At 69.0% G+C, this 18957-nt stretch carries 17 protein-coding genes; 9 read left to right on the top strand and 8 right to left on the bottom strand.

Annotated elements, in window-relative coordinates; translation table 11 throughout:
* Positions 1-171 precede the first annotated feature (171 nt).
* The 5 genes from DM194_RS24940 (at position 172) to DM194_RS24920 (ending at position 3774) form a co-directional block, all read left to right on the top strand.
* Complete coding sequence (locus DM194_RS24940; protein ID WP_111070357.1) at positions 172-366, top strand: twin transmembrane helix small protein; 195 nt, start codon at positions 172-174, stop codon at positions 364-366.
* An 8-nt stretch (positions 367-374) separates the two neighbouring features.
* A complete protein-coding gene (locus DM194_RS24935; RefSeq protein WP_111070356.1) occupies positions 375-944 on the top strand; it encodes a cob(I)yrinic acid a,c-diamide adenosyltransferase in 570 nt (189 codons plus the stop codon).
* Between the two features lie 152 nt (positions 945-1096).
* Positions 1097-1846 (top strand): electron transfer flavoprotein subunit beta/FixA family protein, encoded by a 750-nt coding sequence (locus DM194_RS24930; protein ID WP_111070355.1) that lies wholly within the window; start codon positions 1097-1099, stop codon positions 1844-1846.
* 13 nt (positions 1847-1859) lie between these two features.
* Positions 1860-2807, top strand: a complete 948-nt coding sequence (locus DM194_RS24925) for an electron transfer flavoprotein subunit alpha/FixB family protein (protein WP_111070354.1) — start codon at positions 1860-1862, stop codon at positions 2805-2807.
* Between the two features lie 88 nt (positions 2808-2895).
* Positions 2896-3774: a 3-hydroxybutyryl-CoA dehydrogenase gene (locus DM194_RS24920; RefSeq protein ID WP_111070353.1), complete on the top strand. Its 879-nt coding sequence runs from the start codon at positions 2896-2898 to the stop codon at positions 3772-3774.
* A 146-nt stretch (positions 3775-3920) separates the two neighbouring features.
* Here the strand turns inward: DM194_RS24920 and DM194_RS24915 are convergent, their stop codons facing one another.
* Complete coding sequence (locus DM194_RS24915) at positions 3921-6350, bottom strand: glucose/quinate/shikimate family membrane-bound PQQ-dependent dehydrogenase (RefSeq protein WP_111070352.1); 2430 nt, start codon at positions 6348-6350, stop codon at positions 3921-3923.
* A gap of 183 nt (positions 6351-6533) precedes the next feature.
* Here DM194_RS24915 and DM194_RS24910 point away from each other — a divergent pair, with 183 nt between their 5' ends.
* Positions 6534-7064: a BON domain-containing protein gene (locus DM194_RS24910; protein WP_111070351.1), complete on the top strand. Its 531-nt coding sequence runs from the start codon at positions 6534-6536 to the stop codon at positions 7062-7064.
* A 194-nt stretch (positions 7065-7258) separates the two neighbouring features.
* On the top strand, positions 7259-7468 hold the full coding sequence (locus DM194_RS24905; RefSeq protein ID WP_111070350.1) for a hypothetical protein: 210 nt from the start codon (positions 7259-7261) through the stop codon (positions 7466-7468).
* Positions 7469-7565: 97 nt separating this feature from the next.
* On the opposite strand, the gene DM194_RS24900 is transcribed toward DM194_RS24905, so the two are convergent.
* The gene (locus tag DM194_RS24900; protein ID WP_111070349.1) at positions 7566-7865 is read right to left on the bottom strand and encodes a hypothetical protein; all 300 of its coding nucleotides are present in this window, start codon (positions 7863-7865) and stop codon (positions 7566-7568) included.
* 307 nt (positions 7866-8172) lie between these two features.
* On the opposite strand from DM194_RS24900, the gene DM194_RS24895 reads away from it, so the two are divergent.
* Together DM194_RS24895 and DM194_RS24890 are read left to right on the top strand one after the other, a co-directional pair.
* Positions 8173-9435, top strand: a complete 1263-nt coding sequence (locus DM194_RS24895) for an allantoate amidohydrolase (RefSeq protein WP_111070348.1) — start codon at positions 8173-8175, stop codon at positions 9433-9435.
* 13 nt (positions 9436-9448) lie between these two features.
* Positions 9449-10699, top strand: coding sequence for a M20/M25/M40 family metallo-hydrolase (locus DM194_RS24890; protein WP_111070347.1), 1251 nt, complete (start codon positions 9449-9451; stop codon positions 10697-10699).
* Positions 10700-10711: 12 nt separating this feature from the next.
* On the opposite strand, the gene DM194_RS24885 is transcribed toward DM194_RS24890, so the two are convergent.
* Genes DM194_RS24885 through DM194_RS24860 form a run of 6 tightly spaced genes read right to left on the bottom strand, consistent with a single transcriptional unit; the run spans position 10712 to position 18324 of the window.
* Complete coding sequence (locus DM194_RS24885; RefSeq protein WP_111070346.1) at positions 10712-12490, bottom strand: alpha/beta fold hydrolase; 1779 nt, start codon at positions 12488-12490, stop codon at positions 10712-10714.
* Positions 12487-14967 carry a glycoside hydrolase family 2 protein gene (locus DM194_RS24880; protein WP_111070345.1) on the bottom strand — a complete coding sequence of 827 codons (2481 nt, stop codon included), beginning with the start codon at positions 14965-14967 and terminating at the stop codon, positions 12487-12489. The genes DM194_RS24885 and DM194_RS24880 overlap by 4 nt, the downstream gene beginning before the upstream one ends.
* Positions 14968-14973: 6 nt before the next feature.
* On the bottom strand, positions 14974-15960 hold the full coding sequence (locus DM194_RS24875; RefSeq protein ID WP_111070628.1) for a DUF1839 family protein: 987 nt from the start codon (positions 15958-15960) through the stop codon (positions 14974-14976).
* Positions 15961-15968: 8 nt separating this feature from the next.
* Positions 15969-16895, bottom strand: coding sequence for an amino acid--[acyl-carrier-protein] ligase (locus tag DM194_RS24870; protein ID WP_111070344.1), 927 nt, complete (start codon positions 16893-16895; stop codon positions 15969-15971).
* A complete protein-coding gene (locus tag DM194_RS24865; RefSeq protein WP_111070343.1) occupies positions 16892-18079 on the bottom strand; it encodes an acyl-CoA dehydrogenase family protein in 1188 nt (395 codons plus the stop codon). The genes DM194_RS24870 and DM194_RS24865 overlap by 4 nt, the downstream gene beginning before the upstream one ends.
* Positions 18076-18324, bottom strand: a complete 249-nt coding sequence (locus tag DM194_RS24860; RefSeq protein ID WP_111070342.1) for an acyl carrier protein — start codon at positions 18322-18324, stop codon at positions 18076-18078. The genes DM194_RS24865 and DM194_RS24860 overlap by 4 nt, the downstream gene beginning before the upstream one ends.
* Positions 18325-18957 lie beyond the last annotated feature (633 nt).

Below are 18957 nucleotides of genomic sequence, written 5' to 3'. Positions count from 1 at the left end.
TGGCCGTCCGTCGCCGCGCACTGTATGCAGTCCAACGGCTTTGGCAACCGGGTGATTGCCCGCAACGACAATTCTTCCGGGGCACCGCAACAACGACATTGCATCCATCGTATCGCATCGTATCCAAGGGCAGCCATAGGCGCGGCGCTCATCGCGGGCTATAGTGGCGCCATGCGAGATCTCTTCACCATCCTGATGGTCCTGGCGATGCTGGCCGTGGTCGGCTCGCTGTTCGTCGGCCTCTTCTTCATGGCCCGCGGCGGCAGGAACGATCCCCGCCGTTCCAACAAGGCGATGCGCCTGCGCGTGATCCTGCAGGGCGCGGCACTGGTGCTGTTCGTAATCGCCATCCTCATCAAAGGCTGACGCTTCCAATGGTAAAGCTGAACAAGATCTACACGCGCGGCGGCGACGCCGGCGAAACTTCGCTCGGCGACGGCCGCCGGGTGCCCAAGAACGACCGCCGCGTCGCCGCCTACGGCACGGTGGACGAGGCGAACGCCGTCATCGGCATGGCCCGCCTCCACCTCAGTGACTGGCCGGACGCCGACACGATGCTCGGCCGCATCCAGAACGACCTGTTCGACCTGGGCGCCGACCTCTGCACACCGGAGGAGGAGGAGCCCAAATACCCGCCGCTGCGCATCGTCCAGGCCCAGGTAGACCGGCTGGAGGCGGAGATCGACGCGATGAACGCCAATCTGGCGCCGCTCACCTCCTTCATCCTGCCCGGCGGCTCGCCTGCCGCGGCTTATCTGCATCTGGCGCGCACCGTGGTGCGGCGGGCGGAACGGCTGATGACCGAACTGGCGCGCCACGAACCGGTGACCCCGGCGGCGCTGAAATACGTCAACCGGCTGTCGGACCACCTGTTCGTCCTGAGCCGGGTGGTGAACCGCAACGGGGCGGACGACGTCCTGTGGGTTCCCGGCGCCAATCGTTGATGAAATGGCCGCGGAATCCGGCAGTCACCGCCGTCGGCGCTTCTGGCGCGTCATTGACAGTGGTATTGCCAGATCCTATGGTCCGTTCGCAACCACAGCAATTTTCGCGGTGTTCGCCGTAATGGGCGCGCGCTCAGCAGCCAGGGTGAGTTATGAAAGTCCTCGTCCCCGTTAAGCGAGTGGTCGACTACAACGTGAAGATCCGCGTCAAGGCGGATGGCAGCGGCGTCGAGACCGCCAACGTGAAGATGAGCATGAACCCCTTCGACGAGATCGCCGTCGAAGAGGCTGTCCGTCTGAAGGAAGCCGGCAAGGCGACCGAGATCGTCGTCGTCTCCATCGGCCCGGCGCAGGCGCAGGAAACGCTGCGCACCGCTCTCGCCATGGGTGCCGACCGCGCCATCCTGGTGCAGACCGACGTGACCACCGAACCGCTGGCCGTCGCCAAGGTGCTGAAGGCCCTGGTCGAGAAGGAGGCCCCCGGCCTCGTCATCCTCGGCAAGCAGGCGATCGACGACGACTGCAACCAGACCGGCCAGATGCTGGCGGCGCTGCTCGGCTGGGGCCAGGGCACCTTCGCCTCGAAGGTCGTGGCCGGTGACGGCACGGTCGCGGTGACCCGCGAGATCGACGGCGGTCTGGAGACGGTGGAGCTGAAGCTGCCGGCGGTGGTCACCGCCGACCTGCGCCTCAACGAGCCGCGCTACGCCTCGCTGCCCAACATCATGAAGGCGAAGAAGAAGCCGCTGGAGACCATCACCCCGGACAGCCTGGGTGTCGACGTCGCCCCGCGCCTGACCACGCTGAAGGTGACCGAGCCGCCGAAGCGTCAGGCCGGCATCAAGGTGCCGGACGTCGCCACGCTGGTCGACAAGCTCAAGAACGAAGCGCGCGTGATCTGAGGGGGATGATACCATGGCCAACATTCTCGTCATCGCGGAACACGACAACGCGTCGCTGAAGCCCGCCACCCTGAACGCCGTCACCGCCGCTTCCAAGATCGGCGGCGACATCCATGTCCTGGTCGCCGGCAAGGGCGCCCAGGCCGCCGCCGACGCCGCCGCCAAGGCGGCCGGCGTCGCCAAGGTGCTGCTGGCCGACGATGCGGCCTATGAGCACCAGCTGCCGGAAGACGTTGCCCCGCTGGTGGTTTCGGTCGCCAAGGACGGTTACGGCCATGTGCTGGCCGGCGCCACCTCGGTCGGCAAGAACCTCCTGCCGCGCGTCGCCGCGCTGCTGGACGTCGCCGCCATCTCCGACATCACCGCCGTGGTGTCGGCCGACACCTTCGAGCGGCCGATCTATGCCGGCAACGCGATCGCCACCGTGCAGTCGTCCGACCCGGTGAAGGTCATCACCGTCCGCACCACCGCCTTCGAGACTGCCGCCGCCGAAGGCGGTTCTGCCCCGGTCGAGACGGTGGCGGGCGCCGGCGCCGCCGGCCTGTCGAGCTTCGTCTCGGCCGAGTTGACCAAGTCGGAGCGCCCGGAACTGACCGCCGCCCGCGTGGTGGTGTCGGGTGGCCGCGGCATGCAGTCGGGCGAGAATTTCCCGATGCTGGAGGCTCTCGCCGACAAGCTGGGCGCCGCGGTGGGCGCCAGCCGCGCCGCCGTGGACGCTGGCTTCGTGCCGAACGATTATCAGGTCGGGCAAACCGGCAAGATCGTGGCGCCCGAGCTGTACATCGCCGTCGGCATCTCCGGTGCGATCCAGCACCTCGCCGGCATGAAGGACAGCAAGGTGATCGTCGCGATCAACAAGGATGAGGAAGCGCCCATTTTCCAGGTCGCCGATTACGGCCTCGTCGCGGACCTGTTCAAGGCCGTGCCGGAGCTGACGGCCGAACTGGACAAGGCGCGCTGATCCGGGACGCCGCCGAGGGGGGCTGGCCTGCACCGGCACTCCCCTCGACGGCGGTCCTTCTATCCACATCCCAAGCGGGACAGCCCCCATGACCACGATCAAGAAGATTGGCATCATCGGTGCCGGCCAGATGGGCAGCGGTATCGCCCAGGTCTGCGCCCAGGCCGGCTATGATGTCGTCCTGTCCGACATCAGCGACGCGGTCCTGGAAAAGGCGCTCGCCAGCATCGGCCGGAATTACGACCGCCAGATCCAGAAGGGCAAGCTGGAGGAGGCGGAGAAGACCGCCGCCCTCGGCCGCATCGTCACCGGCACCGACCTGTCGGTGTTCGGCGAGTCCGATCTGGTGATCGAGGCCGCAACCGAGAACGAGGCGCTGAAGCGCGACCTGCTGAAGAAGCTGGTTCCGCATCTGAAGCCGGAGGCGCTGATCGCGACGAACACCTCGTCGATCTCGATCACCCGTCTGGCCGCGGCGACCGACCGTCCGGCCAAGTTCATGGGCATGCATTTCATGAACCCGGTGCCGGTGATGCAGCTGGTCGAGCTGATCCGCGGCATCGCGACCGACGAGCCGACCTTCAACGCCATCAAGGAACTGACGCTCGCCATCGGCAAGACCGCCGCGGTGGCCGAGGATTTCCCCGCCTTCATCGTCAACCGCATCCTGCTGCCGATGATCAACGAGGCCGTCTACACGCTCTATGAGGGCGTCGGCGGCGTCGAGGCCATCGATACGGCGCTGAAGCTGGGTGCCAACCACCCGATGGGCCCGCTGGAACTGGCCGACTTCATCGGCCTGGACACCTGTCTGGCGGTGATGCAGGTGCTGTACGAGGGTCTTGCCGACAGCAAGTACCGCCCCTGCCCGCTACTGGTGAAGTATGTCGAGGCCGGCTGGATCGGCAAGAAATACGGTCGCGGTTTCTACGACTACTCGCAGACGCCGCCGGTCCCGACCCGCTGAGAATCGTTTGCCGGGAAAGCCCGCCCCGGGGTACCTGGGCGGGCTTTTTCATTGGGGAGCGAATGGCTGGCGAACGCTCCCACCTACCCTCCCCGCTGGGCGGGGGAGGGTCAGGGTGGGGGGTCAACTTTTCCGTAAGGACACCCTCACTTCGGCAGCGCATAGGCGATCACCGAATCGCCCGCCTTGGTCCCCAGCGATCCGTGCCCGCCGGCCACCACCAGCACATATTGCCGGCCGTCCTCGCCCAGATAGGTCATCGGCGTCGCCTGTCCTCCCGCCGGAAGGCGGCTTTCCCACAGCTGCCTGCCGTTGGACACGTCATACGCCCGCACATAATCGTCGATGGTGCCGGACAGGAAGGCCACGCCGCTGGCCGTCATGATCGGGCCGCCCAGGCTGGGCACGCCCATGCGGAAGGGCAGCGGGATCGGCGAGGCGTCGCGGGTCGTGCCGTTCTTGTGCTTCCAGACCACCTCGCCGGTCGTCAGGTCGGCTGCGGCGACGTAGCCCCAGGGCGGCGCCTGACAGGGCAGGCCCAGCACCGAAACGAAGGGTCCAAGCTTCACCGCATAGGGCGCGCCGAAATTCTCGTTCAGCGCCGGCAGGCTGTATTCCGGCCGCTCCCCACCCTGGACATACAACTCGGTATCGTTCTCGCGCGGCACCAGCTGCGAGACGAAGGCGAGATAGGCCGGCGTGGTGAAGGCGATCTGGCGCTGCGGATCCACCGCGACGCCGCCCCAGTTGAAGACGCCGAAATTGCCGGGATAGACCAGCGACCCCTGCAGCGACGGCGGCGTGTAGCGCCCCTCGTACCGCAGCCGCTTCAAGGCGATGCGGCAGGCGAGCTGGTCGAACATCGTCGCCCCCCACATGTCGGCGCCGGTCAGCGGCGGCGGGTCGAAGGACAGGGCGGAAACGGGCTGGGTCGGGGCGGTGTGGTCGCCCTCCGCGGCTCCCTGCGGCGCCGGCATCTCGGTCACGGGCAACACCGGCTGGCCGGTGCGGCGGTCCAGAACGAACAACTCGCCCTGCTTGGTCGGCTGGACCAGGGCCGGCACGGTCTGTCCGTTGACCGTCAGGTCGATCAGGCTGGGCTGGGCGGGCACGTCATAGTCCCACAGATCGTGATGCACGGTCTGGAAGACCCAACGCACCTGCCCCGTCGCCAGATCGAGCGCCACGACCGAGGAGGAGAAGCGCTCCACCTCCGGGCTGCGGTTGCCGCCGAACTGGTCGGGCGGCTGGTTGCCCAACGGCACATAGACCATGCCCAGCGCCTCGTCCACGCTGGAGACCGTCCAACTGTTGGGCGAATTGGCGGTGTAGGTCTGCCCCTCCGCGATGGGGGCGGTCCGATCCGGCTCGGCCGAATCCCAATTCCACACCAGATGGCCGTCATTCACGTCGAAGGCACGGATGACGCCCGATTGCTCCCTGGTCGACACATTGTCCAGCACCGTGCCGCCGACGATGATCAGATCGGCGGTCACCACCGGCGGTGAGGTCGAGTAATAGGCGCCGGGCCGCACATTCGGCATGTTGGCCCACAGATCGATCTCGCCGTTCCGACCGAAGCCGCTGCAGATCGACCCGTCTTCCGGGTTCAGCGCCACAAGACGCCCGTCGGCGGTCGGCATGAACAGCTTGGCGGCGCACGCGCCCCCGGCTGCATTGCCGGCCGTTTGCGGAGTCGGATGGTAGGACAGGCCGCGGCAGGTCAGGTGCTGCAACGCCAGCTGCTTGGGATCGATCTGCAGGTCGCGGCGCCAGACCTCCTCGCCGGTGGTCGCGTCCAGCGCGATCACATGCTGGTGCGGGGAGCACAGGAACAGGCGATTGTCGATCTTCAGCGGCGTCACCTGGAAAGTGGTTTCCTCCGGATCGCCGGGTTGGCCGGGCAGGTCGCCGGTGTTGTAGGTCCAGGCGACCTCCAGCCTGTCGACATTCTCGGGCGTGATGGCGGTCAGCGGCGAATAGCGCTGGCCATAGCCGGTGCGGCCATAGGCGTGCCATTCCCCGTCGGGGATCGCCGGGCCGGAACCGTCCCCCGGAAGCGCGGCCGAGGCGGTCTGCCGGGACGGCACGGTTCCGTCGATGCGATGCGGGTCGGTGAACCAGGAGGCGACGGCGACCAGCAGCACGGCCGCCAGCGAGGCGGTCAGCGCAATGCCGGAACCGCGGAAGACCCCCACGGGATAGACGCCGGGCGCCGGCACGCCGGCCATCGGCTGCCGTTCGCCCAGGCGGCGGGTGATCCAGGGCATCAGCAGCAGGAAACCGACCACCGCGATCACGTCGCCCCGCGCCGCCAGCGGCCACCAGTCCAGCCCCGCTTCCCACAAGGCCCAGATCAGCGTGCCGAACACCACAACCGCGTAGACCGCCAATGCCGCGGGCGACCGCTTCACCAGCAGAAGGGCCGTGACCAGGAACAGGATACCGGCGATGGCATAGTACCAGGATCCGCCCAGCAGGATCAGCCACAGGCCGCCGCCCAGCGATCCCAGCCCCATTAACCCCAGCAGAATCGCCATCACCCACAGGGCGATGCTTCGCTCCGATTGTTTCATGGCATGTCCTCGACCAAAACCCTCTCCAAACCCAACGAACGGGGGCGGAGTTGGTTGCAGCGCTTTCGGGCGATGGATGCCGTTCGCCGCGTATCGCTGCCCATCCGCCAAAGTTTCGGAACGCGAAGCGCACAACTTTTGTTGAACGGCGAAAGATCCCGGAGTTTTCAGAAGGAGGCCGCCATGCGCATGCACCGCCATCCCTGGAGCGAAGAGTTCGTCAAGATGGCTCCAAAGCCCGATTACCGCGGCGTCGGCCCGCGCAACTACCGCCGGTCCGACCAACGCATCCTGGAGGACATCAACGAGCGCCTGACCGACGATGACCGCATCGACGCCTCCGACATCGGGGTGAAGGTGGAGGGCGGCGAGGTGACGCTGTCCGGCACCGTCAGCGACCGCGCCGCCCGCCGCCGGGCGGAAGACATCGCGGAAAGCGTCTCCGGCGTCGGCCATGTGCAGAACGACCTGCGCGTCGCCGGCCGGAACGACATCTCCGGCCAGTCCGGGGCCGTCGGCCTCGGCGAGCGGGTCGATCCCGCTGCTCCGCAGGGCCAGGGCAGCGTGACCGGTCCCGGCGCCCCGGCGCGGGACGCCACGGTGGCGGCGCTCGAAAACAGTTCCATGGTGCTTGGCAAGCAGCCGCTGCCGGAGGACGACACCCTGCGCCGCGACAGCGCCATGGCCGGAACCGCCGGGCGGGACCGCCGCTGAGCCATGGCCGCAACTGAGTCATGACCGGGCCGGGGAGGCGGTTGCGCCCCCCTGCGCCGGATGCGCTGCTGCCCTGCGGGGGCATTCGAAAGACCTGGGAGGGCGCTTAACTCTCGGTTAACCAGCGAGGATCAATGTCCTACGGCAGATCGAGTATCCCCTCTCAAGCCTTCTGAAACAGAGCAGCTGCCATCATGGGCAACAAGACCATCAAGCTTTCCGACAAGGGCGGTTACCGCGACATCGCCCTCGAGCAACTGCCGCGCAATGTCCGCGCCGCCGTGACCGACCTGTCGACCAAGAATCCGGTCGCCGACATCATCGTCGACCAGTCCGGCATGCTGTACCGCATCCATCTGTCGGCGCCGGCCAACATGTATGTGGACGTGCTGGCCGTCGCCTGAGGCGCCGCCGCGCAAGCCGGTTTCACGACCGGCTTTTCCGGCCGGCTTTTCCGGCCGATTGTTCCAGCCGGGGTTCTTCCGGAAGGGCGGCCTGCAGCTATTGCAGCCGCCCTTCGTCGTTCCTGCCCTCCAGCCGAGCCAGCGCGTGGTTCAGCAGCCGGGGCGGCAGCATGGCCACCGCGCCGTCGCGCACCGCGCGCACATCCTCCGGATCGAGCCCGGTGACGGCGGCCAGTTGCCGGTCGTCCAACCCGCGGTCTTCCGCTAGCAGCGTGATCCATCCCGCCAGCGTGCGGGCCTGGGCCAGCCCTGCTCGGTCGTTGAACCACAGGACACCGCCCGGACGACCAATCGGCGTTGCGTTTTCGAAAGGCATATCGGGATCGAACGACGTCATGGGCGCACCTCCCCTCAGCGGTTTCTTTCGCAGTCGCAGCAAACTATGCCGCTTCGCAGCGGATTTTGTTTCCCTTGATTTATGAATTCTGCCGATCAATTCCAGAGGGTGGTAGGCAATATTCGGCACCACCAACGTTCTTTCCCTTGTCTTTTTGCGTTGCAGTATGACCGGAAGTCGGCGACGGGTCGCCTTTCCGGGATTCTTTGAAACTGTCTTCACCGGCCCGGGGCTAGGGCGGTGTGGCGGCTTCGGCGTATAACCGGTGCGATCGTCCCGAATCCTCCCGTGCAGACTGGAATCGCCGATGTCCGTCTCCCCACCCTCCCAGTCGCCGCTGTCCGGGCCGGCCATTCTCGAGCGCATCGACGCGCTGGCGGCTATCAGCGCGGAGGATTGGCGCCTGTCGCGCCTCTACCTGACGCCGGAACACCGCCGCGCCAACGACCTCGTCGCGCAGTGGATGACCGCGGCGGGGATGGCGGTGCGGGAGGATGCCGTCGGCAACATCATCGGCCGCTACGAGGGCGAGCAGCCGGGCCTGCCGGCGCTGCTGATCGGCTCGCACCTCGACACCGTGCGGGATGCCGGGCGCTATGACGGCATGCTGGGCGTGCTGACCGGCATCGCCGTGGTGGCGGATCTGAACGCCCGCGGCCGCCGCCTGCCCTTCGCCGTCGAGGTGATCGGCTTCGGCGACGAGGAGGGCACGCGCTTCCAGTCCACCCTGATCGGCAGCCGCGCCATCGCCGGCACCTTCAATCCCGCCGTGCTGGAGATGCGCGACGCCGCCGGCACGCGGCTGGCCGACGCGATGATGGCGTTCGGGCTCAATCCCGCCGCCTGGGCCAGCGCCGCCTACGAGCCGCATGCCGTCCTGGCCTATGTGGAACTGCACATCGAACAGGGACCGGTTCTGGAGGCGCTGGACCGCCCGGTCGGCGTCGTCACCGCCATCGCCGGCGCCACCCGGCTGGCGGTGACGGTGGAGGGCATGGCCGGCCATGCCGGCACCGTGCCGATGACCCTGCGCCGCGATGCGCTGGCCGCGGCCGCCGAGATGATCGTGGCGGTGGAGCAGCTCTGTTCGGGGCAGGAGCGGCTGGTCGGCACCGTCGGCCGGATCGAGGCATCGCCCGGCGCCACCAACGTCATCCCCGGCAAGGTCCACTTCACCATCGACCTGCGCGCCGACCGCGATCCCCTGCGGCTGGAACGGGTCGGCGCCGTCCGCGCCCGGCTGGAGGCCATCGCCGACGCCCGCGGCGTCGCCATCGGCATCGACACCCTGCATGAAAGCCCCGCCGTCGCCTGCCACCCGGCGCTGATGGCGCAGCTCGCCGCCGCGGCATCCGCCGAAGGGCTGGACGCGCCGCAGCTTCCCAGCGGCGCCGGACACGACGCCATGGCGCTGGCGGCGCTGACCGACATCGCCATGCTGTTCGTGCGCTGCGAGCGCGGCATCTCGCACAACCCGGCCGAACGGATCACCGCCGCCGATGCCGAGGCGGGCGCCCGCGTGCTCGCCCGCTTCGTCGAGACTTTCCAGCCCGCAACCTCCCGCCCGTGACGGACCGCCTGCCATGACCGACCTGTCCCCCTCCCTCGCCGCCACCCTGGCCGACACGGTCGATGAGGCGGTGAACGCCCGCTTCGACGAGGAGGTCCGTTTCCTGGCGGAGCTGGTGAAGGTGCCGTCCGACAACCCGCCCGGCGACTGCGCCCCCCACGCCGTCCGCGCCGCCGAACTGCTGGAGGCGATGGGCTTCACGGTGGAGCGCCACCCGGTGCCGGCCGATCTGGTGCGGGCCAACGGCATGATCAGCGCCACCAATCTGGTCATCCGGCATCGCTTCGGCGATGGTCCCACCGTCGCGCTGAACGCCCATGGCGACGTGGTTCCGCCGGGCGAAGGCTGGTCGAGCGATCCCTACGGCGCAGAAATCCGCGACGGCGTGATGTATGGCCGCGGCGTCGCGGTGTCGAAATCGGACTTCGCCACCTACGCCTTCGCACTGCGGGCGCTGATAGAGAGCAAGGCCGCGCTGAAGGGCACGGTCGAGCTGCACCTGACCTATGACGAGGAGGCCGGCGGCGAGATCGGGCCGAAATGGCTGCTCGACCAGGGCATTTCCAAGCCGGACTACGCGGTTTCGGCCAGTTTCGCCTATTCGGTGGTCACCGGCCACAACGGCTGCCTGCATCTGGAGGTCCAGGTCGACGGCAAATCCGCCCATGCCGCGCGTCCCGACACCGGCCATGACGCGCTGGAGGCGGCGACCGGCATCCTGGCCGCCCTCTACGCCCACCGGCCGGAACTGGCGGCGCGCCGCTCCGGCGTTGCCGGCATCACCCACCCGTCGCTGACCGTCGGGCTGATCCAGGGCGGCATCAACACCAACGTGGTTCCCGACCGCGTCACCTTCCGCCTCGACCGCCGCATGATCCCGGAGGAAAACCCCGCGGAGGTGGAGGCCGAACTGCGCGCCCTGATCGAAGGGGCCGCCGGCGGGCGGGACGGCATCCGCGTCACCATCCGCCGCATCCTGCTGGCACGCCCCTTCCGCTCGGTCGGCGATGCGCCGCGGCTGGCCGCGCTGTTCGCCCGCCATGCACAGGAGGTGCTGGGCGTTCCGGTCGGCCAAAACGGCATCCCGCTCTACACCGACGCCCGCCATTACTCGGAGGCCGGCATCCCCACCATCCTCTACGGCGCCGGCCCGCGCGACCTGCTGGAAGCCAACGGCCACCGCGCGGACGAGAAGCTGGTGCTGGAGGATCTGCGCAGGGCGACCCAGGTGGTGGCGCGGTCTCTGGCGGAACTGCTGGGATAGCGCCTGGGGAAACTACCCCACCCGCTCCCCCGACGGCAGCCCGAGGTCCCAATCGGTCAGGCCGGAGGCGGCCGGATCGGCGGCGGCGGCGGTGTCCAGCGACGCCAGATGGCGGTCGATCAGCAGGTTCAGCCGGTCGCGCGCCTCCCACACCGTCAGGCTGTGGTCGGCGCGGTCGAGATAGACCAGCTCGACGCCGGACAGGCCGTCCAGAGAGCGGCCCCCCTCGCCCAGATGCAGGTAGAACTCGGCCAGGGTCATGTCGCCGCTGCTGTAGACCAGAAGCACCCGGCGTCCTTCCGCGGACAGGCGGCGGAACATGCGCAGCGCGTGACGGGTCAGGCCGGTGCGGATCAGGACCTTGCGGACGAAACGCCCGGCCAGCCGCTTGGCCAGCCCCGTCACGCGGGCGCGATTGCGGAAGCTGGCGTAGAGCCGGGCCGGCTTCAGCGCCTCCAGCAGGTATTCGGAGGCGGAGCGGAAGGCGACCGTCCGCATCAGCTCCGATACCGCCGTGCCCTCGCCCAGCTCGAACCGTCCGGGATTCAGCGCGATCTGTCCGACCACCCGGTTGTCGCCCAAACCGGCATGCAGGGCGGGCGTCCCGCCGGCACACAGGCCGATGACGACGACCCGCGCATGCCCCCGCGCTTCGAGCCAGTCCAGAGCCGCCCGCACGTCGCCGATTCCGCCCCGGTGGTAGAGCAGGTTGTCGGCGATGCCCGACCGGCCGGGGCTGTCGCCGATCCCGGCGGCGTCGATCCTGAGCGAGCAGTAGCCGCGCGCCGCCAGACGGCGGGCCTGCACCACGGTGGCGCGCCCGGACCCGACATGGTGGGTGGCGCCGCTGTTCAGGAACAGGATGGCCGGCCGGCCGCCGGCCGGGTCGGCCAGGACCGGCGAGCAATACATGCCGAACAGTTCCGGATCCTTGCCGAAGAAGACCGGGCGTTCGACGGCGGTCGTGGTCATCAGCCCGGCCGGGCGGTCCGGCGGCGGGGTCGCACCCATGGCGATCTGTCCGGCGGCGATCCAGCGCAGGATCGGATCGAACACCGCGGCGGCCTGGGCGCGCTGGGGCTGCTGGACCATCTCCAACATGCCGCTGATGCCCATCGGTTCCGCCGCCGCGCCCATCGCGCGCCAGCGGGCCGCCAGCTTCACCGCCGTCTTCCCGTCCGGGCGGTCGGCGATCAGGATGTGCGGCGCCGGCAGCTTCGGCGCGTCGCAAGGGGCAAGGCCGCTCAGCGCCAGCGCGGTTTCCGGTGTCAGCGGCATACCGATCACGTTCAGCCAGGACGCGCGTTCCGGCGGTTCCGGGTTGCAGACCGGGCGCAGCACCATGGTGGCCAGCGTCTGCAGTTCCCGCACCGCCTTGCGGCCGGAGGTGATCGGCGCCAGCAGCGCCAGCGCATCCACCCCCTGCCCTTCCTCCGCCAGCTCCAGCGCCGCCGCGGTGGCGAGCAGCGAGCCCAGGCGGAACCCGACGAGGGTCAGTTCGGTGACGCCGGTGTCCTCACGCAGGCGGCCCACCGCCGCCTTGACGCCGTCCAGCCACGCGCGCACCCGGTCCGGCTCGCTGTCGTCGCCGGCGGAATCGCCGGAGCCGGGATAGTCGAACCGCAAGGTCGGAAGCCCGGCGGCGGCCAGTGACTCCGCAAAGCACTTCCAGGCGCGGTGTACGCAGAGTTCCTCATGCCCGTAGGGGCCGCACAGCACCACCCCGCGCAGGCCCGGCGCCGGGTGCAGCCATCCGAAACAACCATCGAACACCACCGGTGTCGGCTTCATGCGTCCCCCCTGTAACGGACGGGCGCCATCGCGTTCAGCGCGTGGACCTCGCCATCCGGCACGCCGCCGCCCGCGCCGGCACGCGGCCGCAGGCGGACCACCCTCTCGACGCCGGGGAGCAGGTGGAACCAGGCGTCCTCCGCCCGGAACCGTCCGTCCTCCACATGCACCGAACAGGCGAGCCGCCGGGTAGCCAGCCGCAACGCCCAGCCGTCCCCCAGCCGCTCCACCGCCGCCGTCAGGCCGAGATCCGCGCGCGGCAGCAGACGGCCTTTCGGGAAATAACAGGATTCATCGACCGGTTCCGCTTCCCTTTCGGCCGACAGCAACTGCGCCGAAACCGCATCGTGTGGGATCGGTCCGAACCTGTAAGTGTAAGTCGTGTCAAAAAAGCGGTCGGTCATCCCGGAAGCCGGCAGGGCGACCGCCGCCCGCGCCGGCAGCGTCACCGGCCGCTCCACCTTCAGCACCGGAACCGCCCCGTCGCGCCAAGCCGTCAGGCGCAACACCGCCTCCACCGGGCGGGGGGTGTCGTTGACCAGATGCACGGCCAGACCGTTCACCCCCTCGTCGGTCAGGATGACCCGCAGCGGACGGAAGGCGCGTTTCAGCGCATGCCATGCCGGCTTCGGCGTGCCGTCGGCGGCGACCACGCCCCAACCGGCCCCCGGCCAGGGATCGCGCCATTGCCAGACCAGCCCGCCGGCGCAACCGGACCCGGCGCGCCGCCACTCGTCGAACACCGCCTGCATCACCTCTCCCGTCACCGCACGGGACAGCCGGCGGTAGCGGTCGGGCTCCTCGTAGCGCAGGCGCCGCGGATCGACGCCGTAAAGCGCCTCCAGATAATGCTCCCTCACATCCTCGAAGTCCCAGGAAGCGCCGGGATCGCGCGGAACCCGTTCCTTCCAGCGGGGATGATGGAGCGACGGAACGCCGAGCGGATCGTCCTCCTCCAGATTGGCGAAGGCAAGACATTCGCTGGCGAAGCGCACGTCGGCCCGCCGGGCATCGTCCAGCGGCCTCATATAGGCGCCGACGCCGTAATAATGGCTCACCCCGGCATTGGCGGCGAAGGGCAGCGGCCCGCCGCTGGGGGAGTTCGCAATACGGATCAGGTCGGGCCGCCGCGCCGCCGTCTCCTCCTCGATGGCAGCGGCCAGCGCCGCCTGTGTCCAGGAAGTGCGGGGCAGGCCGAGCATGGCCGCCTGCTGTTCCATCTCGCTGCCGCCGCACAGCACCGCCAAGGAGGGGGAGGCCTGGCTGCGGTCGAGAAGCTGGGCGATCTCCGCCCGCACGCCGTCCAGAAAGGCCGGATCGCCGGGATAGTCGAAATTGGCGAGCATGGCGTCCTGCCAGACCAGGATCCCCAACTCGTCGCACAGTTCGAAGAAGGCGTCGCCCTCATACAGCATGGTGCCGCCGACACGGACCATGTTGGCCCCGGCGTCGCGCATCCGCCGCAATTCGGGCTCGTAGACGGCCCGCTCCGCCGACAGGCCGACGAGATCGACCGGCACCCAGCAGCCGCCGCGGCAGAACACCCGCTCGCCATTCACCAGCAGGGTGAAGCCGTTGCCGTCGGAGCCCCGGTCCACCGCCAGCGAGCGGAAACCGACGCGCCCCAGATCGACCTCCACGACGCCTCCGGGGGTCCGGAGCCGGGCGGTCACACCATGCAGCACCGGTTCGCCATGGGTGTGCGGCCACCACGGCTCCACCCCCGGCAGGCTCATGTCGGCGTGGAAGGTGTCGATGCCGTCGAACCGGAGCGCGACCTCCTGCCCGGCGACCTCCACCGAGCCGGTCATGCCGGCCCGATCCGCCTGCCTGGCGCCGTCCACCGTCAGGCGCAGAGACAGCCGCCCGTCGCGCCCGTCATAAACGCTGCGCAGGTCGGCGCCCAGCAGGCGGATCGGGCCGGTTTCCTCTAGCAACTCCACCGGACGATAGGGACCGACCGCATGGACCGGCGGGCACCAGCCCGGCATATGCCCAAGCAGGGTCGTGCGGACGAAGCGCAGCGCCGCCGGCTCGGCCAGCTTGGGCCGCCAGCGCGCGCGACCCTTCTTCGCCGCCAGCACCGGGTACAGGGCATGGAAGCGGATGGACAGCTCCGCCTCCCCGTTCAGCGTCACCGGCACCTCATGGGCGAGGAACATGCTGTCGGAGGTCAGGATGCGCTCTCCGTCCAGCCTCACCTCCGCGATGGTGGCGAGGCCATTGAAGCGCAGGGTGCGGGGACCGTGGCCGGTCAGCCGGGTGCGGTAGACGACGTCCTTGTCATGCAGCGGCAGCGGGTCGTCCAGCGACCACAGACCAGCCGCCTGCAGGGCCTGCGCCGCGGTTCCGGGCACGGCGGCAGGTATGGCGGCAGGCGCGCCCTCCCCCGCACCGCCGGGCGGCAGCCGGGTCAGGTTCCATCCCTCCGTCAGCGCGGTGATCCGCCGTCCCGTGACCGATCGGATGCGCGCCATCGCCGGTCACCCGTAATGCAGGGCCAGCGTGCCCAGGGCGGTGTCGTAGGCCCGTTCCATCCGGTCGAAGCCGTCGGTCAGGTCGGGCGCCTTGCGCCGGGCGACCGTCCGCGCCAGCTGGAACTGCATCGCCTTCGCACCCTCGGCGATGGTCCGGCAAGCCTCCTCCGCCTCCGCGGGGCCGTCGAGCCAGCGGGTGTGGGCGCCCAGAAGCTCGAAATTGGCGCCGAGCTGGCGCAGCAGGTTGAAGGCGTAGAGGTGGAAATACTCCATCGGCCGGGACAGCAGCCGGTCCAGATGCTCCGGGAAGGCGGCACGGTAGGCCGCGATCGGGTTCCCTGCCGGCCGGCGCGCGAGGTGGCGGCGCAGAAGCGCCAATGCCGCGTCCATCAGCGCCCGGCCTTCCAGCGCCGGCCTGCCCGGCTTCACGAACTCCACATAGGGGAACAGCGGCCCGGCCGCCGCTGCGGCGATGCCGTCGTAATCGGTCCCCTCCAGCCGGTGAAAGCCGGCGTTGTGGAAATAGTCCATCGTCCGCGCCGCCGGGTCGATGCGGACGATGCCGACCGTGGTCTTGACATGCGTGGTGCCGTAGGAGGCGCCGCGGGTGTCCGGCAGATGGAAGCCGTCGACCTCGACCAGCACCAGTCCGCCCCCGGGATCGCCGCCGGGATCGCCGCCGCCAGGGTTGCCGCCCCGGCTGCGCGCCAACTGCTCCGCGACATGGGATTCGACGCTGTCGTAGATCGCCAGCTCCTGCACGCGCAGGCCGTACAGCGTCTCCAGATCCTCCAGCGGCACCTTGAAGAAGGTGAACTGGTCGCCCTCGAAATCCTGGGTGACGGTGAATCCCAGCATCGCCAGCGGGTCGAGCCCGCGGGCGTGCAGCGCCTCGATCCACAGATCGACGTAGCAGTTTGTCTCCAGCCAGATCCGCTCGCCCCGGTGCAGGGGATGGCGGTCATGGCCGTCGGGCTGGTGCCGGGTCCACATGGCGCCCGTCAGCCCCACAGCACCTTGCGGACCGCCGCCGGCCAGCCGGCCGGGTCGAAGCCATGGTGGCGGAACAGCGCCAACGCCACCCGCTCCATCCCGAAGCCGACGCAGGCGGTGTGGGCGATGCCGCCGTCGGCGGTGCGGATGTCCCAGATATGGCCGAAATGGTCCTGGTGATAGTTGAAGCTGAGGCAGGCGGTCGGTTTCTCCGTGCTGGTGACGGGGATCAGCAGCTCGAACTTCAGCTTCTGCTCGCGCTGGCTGCTCGACAGCATGGCGCCGGCCCGGCCGAAGAAGGGATCGTTGGCCACGTCGATCTCCAGCGGCACCTCCAGCGAAGCCATCATCTCGCGGCCGCGCTCCAGCCACGCCTCGCGGAACGCCACCACCTGCTCGGGCGTGCCGATGCGGATGTATTCGCGCATGCGGAACATCTGCATGCGGGCGGGGTCGATCGACGGCTCGTGCCGGAAACAGTAGGAGAAGACGTCGATCAGCTTGCCGTCATCGGACAGCGCGCCGCGCCGGGCGATGGTCGGATAGACCGGGTAGCAGGCGGCCGGCGTCATCACCACGTCGGTCGCCGCCTGATCCCCGGTCCAGTCCTGCCCGTCCTCCAGCCGGCGCAGCAGGGTGCGGTGCGCCTTCTCGTCCCCGGCGAAGCTGTGGATGGTGCCGGCAAGATGGGGGAAACTCTTCAGATAGTCGCTTTCCTCGAAATGCCGGCGGTTCAGGGCCGGAGGGAAGCGCATCACCTCCGCCCCGTCGGCGCCGCCCCGGCGGGTGACCAGCGCGTCGAAGCGCTCCACCACATCCTCGAAAACGCCGCTGCGGCCATAGAGGCCGTCCACGCCGGTGGGGATCAGCAGTCCGGCCGCCACCAGCTCGTCGCGATAGGCCGTCTGGGCCGCCCCGATGTCGAGCATGTTCATTCGAATGGCCCCGACCCGTCCCGCTGGACGAGAAGCTGAGTGGCGATGTGCGACATGATCCGGTCATTGCCGATCATGAGGGCGGCGGAATGGGCATCGCGCAGGTGGCGGCCGAGGCTGTAGGGCGTGTCGTTGCGGTAGCCGGCCAGCCCGCAGGTGCGGATCGCCGCCTCCACCACCTCGCGCACCAGTTCCGACGTGGTGACTTTCAGCGTGCCCATCGCGGTGGCGAAGGACAGGGTGGTGAACAGTTCCGGCGAGCCGCAGGCCAGCTCGTATTGGCGGATGGCGGTCAGGATGACGGTCTTCATCTGCTGCAGCTTCGCCGTCGCCTCGGCCAGCCGCACCGCGCAGGCCGGGGTGGCGCCGGGCTTGCGCCGGGCCTCCGACCGGACGAAGGCACGGGCGCGGCTGACCGCGTCGGCGGCGATGCCGAGCCAGGTGCTGCTCCACAGGATGTGCGTCACCGGCAGCATGGTCTGGGCCGACAGGTCGGCGTAGGGCAGCGGCAGGATCTGGCCGGTGACGCCCGCCGCCTCAAGCCGGTAGCCGTCGGAGCAGGTGCCGCGCATGCCCATCGCGTCCCACAGGATCGTCTTCTCCAGCCGGTAATCGTCGCGGGTCAGCACCACCAGCACCTGATCCGACGACGGCGCGTCTGGATGGCGGCGGGCGGTGACCAGGATCACGTCCGACTGGTCGCCATAGGAGATGACGGAGGCGTTCTTCGCCAATGTGAAACGGTCGGCCTCCTGGTCCGCGACGACGGCGCAGACGCTGTTGCGGATGTCGCCGCCGGTCTCCGCCTCCGTCGTGGCGGAGCCGAGAAGCAGTTGTTCGGCCGCCATGCGCGCCATCAGCTCGCGGTGCCAGCCGTTGCTGCCGTGGTTGACCAGACAGGCGACCTGAATCTGGTGCATGGCATAGATCATGCCGGTGGAGGCGCAGCCGCGGGCCAGCGCATGGCAGGCCGCCGCCACCTCGAACAGCGAGGCGCCGCCGCCGCCGAGATCCGCCGGCACCATGGCGCCCAGCAGCCTTTCCCGGCGCAGGGCATCGAAGGCCTCGGCCGGGAAACGGCCCTCGCGGTCCACCGCTTCGGCATGGGGGGCGGCGATGTCCGCCCCGATGGCGCGCGCGCGGACCGAAAGGTTCGGAGCCGCGCCGGCCGGGGCGGCGTTCACGCCTCGCCCCCGTCGATCAGGCCGCGCACCGCGTCGCGGATCGCAGCGATGCTCTCGAAGGTGCGGCGGTTCAGCAGCTTTTCCGGAAACTCGACGTCGAACTGCTCCTCCAGCCCCAGCATCAGGCCGACGCAGCCATGGGAGGTGAGTCCGGCTGCATAGAGATCGTCATCGACGGCAAGGCTGCCGGCGTCGACCGCCAGTCCGCCGCATTCGGCCAGGACCGAGCGGATTCCGGCGATCATCCCGTCATCGGCTCCGCCACCGGCGGCGGGGGGCAGCCCGGCGCCACCGGCCGCTTGAAGCGACGGGTTGGGGAAAGGCGGGCTGGCGTCCTGCGGCATTCTCAATATCCCTCGGAAACTTGTTGATCCCAAGCTAGCCACGCCACCCCGGTGCTTCCACTCGGCATCGGTATGGCTGTCGGGCTATCCATGTGATCGCTTTTTTCTCCGGTGGGGGTAAGCACAGGGATAACGTTGGTGGATGGTCCCGACGCCTTTGGTGTGGCCAGTTCGGATCATGACAAACCGGCATAGGCCTGGGCTTGGCTGCTTCAGCTTTCGTGCATCCGCCCCCCGGTCGGCCGAGCCCGATTCCGAATGGATATATGACCGGCCGGCATTCCTCTTTCGCACTTGCGAAACTTCTCCACCACAGCCGCGCCGACATTCCATGGAGTGGAATGATCTGAAATTTCCTTTCCGGTTATAGGAAATTTGATTGACGGGAAATCCCCCGCCCGAAAACCATGCAAAAGCCGGTGTGACCGATCGCCGCAAGAACCTCCGGGGACTTGCAGAGCCAGGGTTGCATTCCATGCAGCCTTGCGGCCGATGGGACCGCCGGCGCCCGGGTGGAGCGCAACCGCCGCCTCC

Origin of the sequence: Azospirillum ramasamyi (genome assembly GCF_003233655.1) — a bacterium.
In the GTDB taxonomy this organism is placed as follows: Bacteria; Pseudomonadota; Alphaproteobacteria; order Azospirillales; family Azospirillaceae; genus Azospirillum; species Azospirillum ramasamyi.
Note: the sequence above shows the minus strand (reverse complement) of the source record. Positions and strands in the feature narration are given on the sequence as shown.

Excerpts from the sequence above, each read along its gene's own strand:
- DM194_RS24935 (WP_111070356.1), top strand. The coding sequence starts at position 375 with ATGGTAAAGCTGAACAAGATCTACACGCGCGGCGGCGACGCCGGCGAA.
- DM194_RS24895 (WP_111070348.1), top strand. The coding sequence starts at position 8,173 with ATGTCCGTCTCCCCACCCTCCCAGTCGCCGCTGTCCGGGCCGGCCATT.
- DM194_RS24900 (WP_111070349.1), bottom strand. The coding sequence starts at position 7,865 with ATGACGTCGTTCGATCCCGATATGCCTTTCGAAAACGCAACGCCGATT.
- DM194_RS24940 (WP_111070357.1), top strand. The coding sequence starts at position 172 with ATGCGAGATCTCTTCACCATCCTGATGGTCCTGGCGATGCTGGCCGTG.
- DM194_RS24875 (WP_111070628.1), bottom strand. The coding sequence starts at position 15,960 with ATGTGGACCCGGCACCAGCCCGACGGCCATGACCGCCATCCCCTGCAC.
- DM194_RS24890 (WP_111070347.1), top strand. The coding sequence starts at position 9,449 with ATGACCGACCTGTCCCCCTCCCTCGCCGCCACCCTGGCCGACACGGTC.
- DM194_RS24920 (WP_111070353.1), top strand. The coding sequence starts at position 2,896 with ATGACCACGATCAAGAAGATTGGCATCATCGGTGCCGGCCAGATGGGC.
- DM194_RS24880 (WP_111070345.1), bottom strand. The coding sequence starts at position 14,967 with ATGGCGCGCATCCGATCGGTCACGGGACGGCGGATCACCGCGCTGACG.
- DM194_RS24930 (WP_111070355.1), top strand. The coding sequence starts at position 1,097 with ATGAAAGTCCTCGTCCCCGTTAAGCGAGTGGTCGACTACAACGTGAAG.
- DM194_RS24870 (WP_111070344.1), bottom strand. The coding sequence starts at position 16,895 with ATGAACATGCTCGACATCGGGGCGGCCCAGACGGCCTATCGCGACGAG.
- DM194_RS24860 (WP_111070342.1), bottom strand. The coding sequence starts at position 18,324 with ATGATCGCCGGAATCCGCTCGGTCCTGGCCGAATGCGGCGGACTGGCG.
- DM194_RS24915 (WP_111070352.1), bottom strand. The coding sequence starts at position 6,350 with ATGAAACAATCGGAGCGAAGCATCGCCCTGTGGGTGATGGCGATTCTG.
- DM194_RS24905 (WP_111070350.1), top strand. The coding sequence starts at position 7,259 with ATGGGCAACAAGACCATCAAGCTTTCCGACAAGGGCGGTTACCGCGAC.
- DM194_RS24885 (WP_111070346.1), bottom strand. The coding sequence starts at position 12,490 with ATGAAGCCGACACCGGTGGTGTTCGATGGTTGTTTCGGATGGCTGCAC.
- DM194_RS24910 (WP_111070351.1), top strand. The coding sequence starts at position 6,534 with ATGCGCATGCACCGCCATCCCTGGAGCGAAGAGTTCGTCAAGATGGCT.
- DM194_RS24925 (WP_111070354.1), top strand. The coding sequence starts at position 1,860 with ATGGCCAACATTCTCGTCATCGCGGAACACGACAACGCGTCGCTGAAG.